Origin of the sequence: Microbacterium sp. ZW CA_36 (assembly GCF_044987475.1) — a bacterium.
Lineage (GTDB): Bacteria > Actinomycetota > Actinomycetes > Actinomycetales > Microbacteriaceae > Microbacterium.
The window spans coordinates 1-2,822 of sequence record NZ_JBJDRL010000126.1 but is presented as its reverse complement, the minus strand read 5'-3'; the positions used below and the strand labels follow the sequence as shown (position 1 = coordinate 2,822).

Annotated in this window: 3 protein-coding genes and 1 pseudogene; all 4 read right to left on the bottom strand. The window is 73.4% G+C overall.

Translation table 11 applies throughout. The features are described 5' to 3' along the window. On the bottom strand, window positions 1–975 hold a 975-nt coding region (locus tag ACI3KX_RS21970; protein ID WP_404911078.1), incomplete at its 3' end, for a hypothetical protein. Then, window positions 968–1,750 carry an HAD hydrolase-like protein gene (locus tag ACI3KX_RS21965; RefSeq protein WP_349425739.1) on the bottom strand — a complete coding sequence of 261 codons (783 nt, stop codon included), beginning with the start codon at window positions 1,748–1,750 and terminating at the stop codon, window positions 968–970. The genes ACI3KX_RS21965 and ACI3KX_RS21970, both read right to left, overlap by 8 nt. 60 nt (window positions 1,751–1,810) lie before the next feature. After that, entirely contained in the window at window positions 1,811–2,308 is a 498-nt protein-coding gene (locus ACI3KX_RS21960; protein WP_363356097.1) for a MarR family transcriptional regulator, read from the bottom strand. A 50-nt stretch (window positions 2,309–2,358) separates the two neighbouring features. Next, window positions 2,359–2,822, bottom strand: a pseudogene (locus ACI3KX_RS21955) (hypothetical protein); the annotation flags it as partial.

Sequence of the window (2,822 nt, the reverse complement as noted above, 5' to 3'; positions counted from 1 at the left end):
GTCGAGGCGCCCGCGCAGGCGCGCGATGGCGTCGACCGTGCGGGTGGGGCGGCGCGCGGCATCCGATTCGATGTCGTTCAGCTCCTGCGCGATCGCGTGCAGCTCGGCCCCGAGTCGCTCGGCGTCGGGCGCGGCGAGGTGCTCGCGGGTGACGGAGGCCTGGCGCAGCGCCGTGCGAGCAGCCGCGATCTCGTCGGGAACGGCCTGCGCCGCCTGCAGGACCAGGCGGTGCGTCTCTTCGAGGTTGCGCGCGTCGGCCTCGGCCTGGCGCAGTGCGCGTTCGGCGGCGGCGAGATCGGGCAGCGCGCTGAGCGAGGGGTCCTCGGCACGCGCGGCGGCGGCGTCCAGGTGTCGCTGCGCGATCGCGACCTGCGACAGGGCCGCGTGCGCGGACTGCGAGGCCTCGCGCCACTCGTCCTCGGCGAAGCGCGACGACAGCTCCGCGACGAGTGCCGCCGGATCGCCCATCGAGGCGTGCAGCCCCGCGAGACGGCGGCGTGCGGCATCGATCTGACCGGCGGCCGACACGTTCGCGGTGACCCACGCGCCATGCTCGCGGCGGGCGGCCGCCACGATGGCGAGGGCTTCGCCGGCCTGTCGGCCGATGCGCGCCGAGACGCGGCGAACCTCGTCCGGCGAGGCGGAGCCGTCGCTGATCGCGCGGTACTCCTCGAACGCGTCGTCGCGGGCGTGCTGCGCGGTGAGGCGCGCTCGCCGGAGCGACGCCGGCGCCTCGCCGCCGTAGAGCGCCCCCGACAGCCCGACCTCGAGCTCGAGCTCGCCCACCTCGTCGTCGAGCTGGACGAGCGTCGCACCGGCCTTCGCCCGGGCGTGCTCCGCCGCGGCGCGGGCACGGGGCGAGCGACGCGCCTGCCGCACTCCCCACACGATCACGGCGACGGCGATCGCCGTCACGCCGAACACGACCAGGGCCGGCAACAGCCATCCCAGGATCGAGGCGGCGGACTCAGGCATCCGCGACCCCGATGGGTTCACTCGCACCTGCGGCACGCCCGTCGGTCCCGGCGCTCACCGCGCCTGCGGGCTGGTCTGCCGGTTCGGCGTCGGCACCCGTCGGCTCACCCACCAGCAGCAGCGCGCGGAGCTGGTCGACGTCGTCGACGACCGCCTGGGCGCCCTCCGCCTCGTGAGGCCAGCTGAAGCCCCAGCGCACGAAGATCACCGGCACATCCTGGGCGGCACCGCCTTCGACGTCGTGATGGCGGTCGCCGACGAGCACCGGGCGGCTCGTGTCGACGCCGGCGGCACCGAGCCGGCGCAGCGCCTCGGCGACGATGTCGGATTTCGCGCTCAGGGTCCGCTCGTCCGCCGTGGCGCCGACGATGGCGGTCAGCGAGGTCGACAGATCGAAGTGGTCCATCAGGGCGGCGACCTGCACCTCGGGCTTCGAGCTCGCCGTGGCCTGTGGGATGCCGGCGGCGGCGACATCCGTGATCAGCTCTCCCATGCCGGGGAACAGCTTGGCGCCTGTCGCATAGCCGTCGAGCTTGTTGAGGCCGCGGTAGAAGGTGACGGCCTCGGACGCCTGCTCCGGCGTCATGCCGACGTTCACCTGGAACGATTCGTACATCGGCGGACCGATCCAGTGCACGAGCTCCGCGCGGGTCGGCGGACGCTTGCCGAAGTGCTCGAGGGCGATCGTGAGGCGGCGGAGGATGCCGTCGGATGCGTCGACGATCGTTCCGTCAACGTCCCACAGCACACAGGTCCACGGCGATCGGCTCGGCATGGGACCAAGCCTAAGCGGAGGCGGCCCGACGCTCCGAAGCAGACCCCTGGCGGTGACGTCTCAGCGATCGCGCCGGTGGACCCGCGCGAGGCGCGCCATCATCCGTCGGAGCTCCTCGATCTCGGCCGGCGACCAGTCGGAGAGCAGTGCCTGCATGTTCGTCTCGGCGGTCGTCATGATCCGCTCGCCGATGCGGCGCCCCTCGTCGGTCAGGGCGACCAGCACGCCGCGGTCGTCGTCGGGCGCGGCGACGCGCACCGTGAGGCCGGCCTGCACGAGCCGCCCGACGATCTTGCTCATGTTGGTCGGCGTCATGCCGAGCGCGAGCGACAGGTCGACCGGTCTCATCGCGCCGTTGTACGAGAGCTGGTTCACGACCAGGAACATGCCCATGTCGTCGATCGGGAACGCGACCCTCGCCATGACGTCGCGCCGGACGCCGGTGCTGTCCGCCCAGTGCACGATCGATGCGAGCGACAGGCGCAGGTCGAGCGGGTCGGCGCCGATGACGGGACTCAGGTCGGCGGAGGCGTCGGGGTCGACGTCACCTCGGGCCATCGTTGCTCGTTCCTCTCGGTGCCGTGCCGGCGTGATCGCCGCGGGCGGTGTCAGTCCTCTCGCAGCAGCCGCACCGGCCCGACGAGTCCGTAGTCGCGCACGATCGCGTGCTGCGTGCGCTCTTCCCCGGTGAGCTGCGCCCCGATGTCGGGGACGCGCTCATAGTATCCGCGGGCGCGGAGCCGGTTGTTGAGCGAGCTCGACACCCGCACGGTGATGACGTTGTCGCCCGGGCGGATGCCGCCGCTCACGTCGACGACCGGGTGCGCGGTGTCGAACCCGCGTGCCGGCCCGTCGCCCACGCGCACCGAGCCCAGCCCGCCGCACGTCGAGCCCAGGTCGAGCACGTAGCGGGCGCCGGGGTCCACGTCGGGGACCCGGATCGTCGCGGTGTACTCGCCGACGCCCGAGACGTCCGGGCCGACCGCCGGGATCGCGCACCACGGGGCGAGCTCCGTCTCGCCCGCGTCGAGGCGGGTGACGGCGGTGGTGGGGCGCACCTCGCGGGAGACAT

Excerpts from the sequence above, each read along its gene's own strand:
- ACI3KX_RS21960 (WP_363356097.1), bottom strand. The coding sequence starts at position 2,308 with ATGGCCCGAGGTGACGTCGACCCCGACGCCTCCGCCGACCTGAGTCCC.
- ACI3KX_RS21965 (WP_349425739.1), bottom strand. The coding sequence starts at position 1,750 with ATGCCGAGCCGATCGCCGTGGACCTGTGTGCTGTGGGACGTTGACGGA.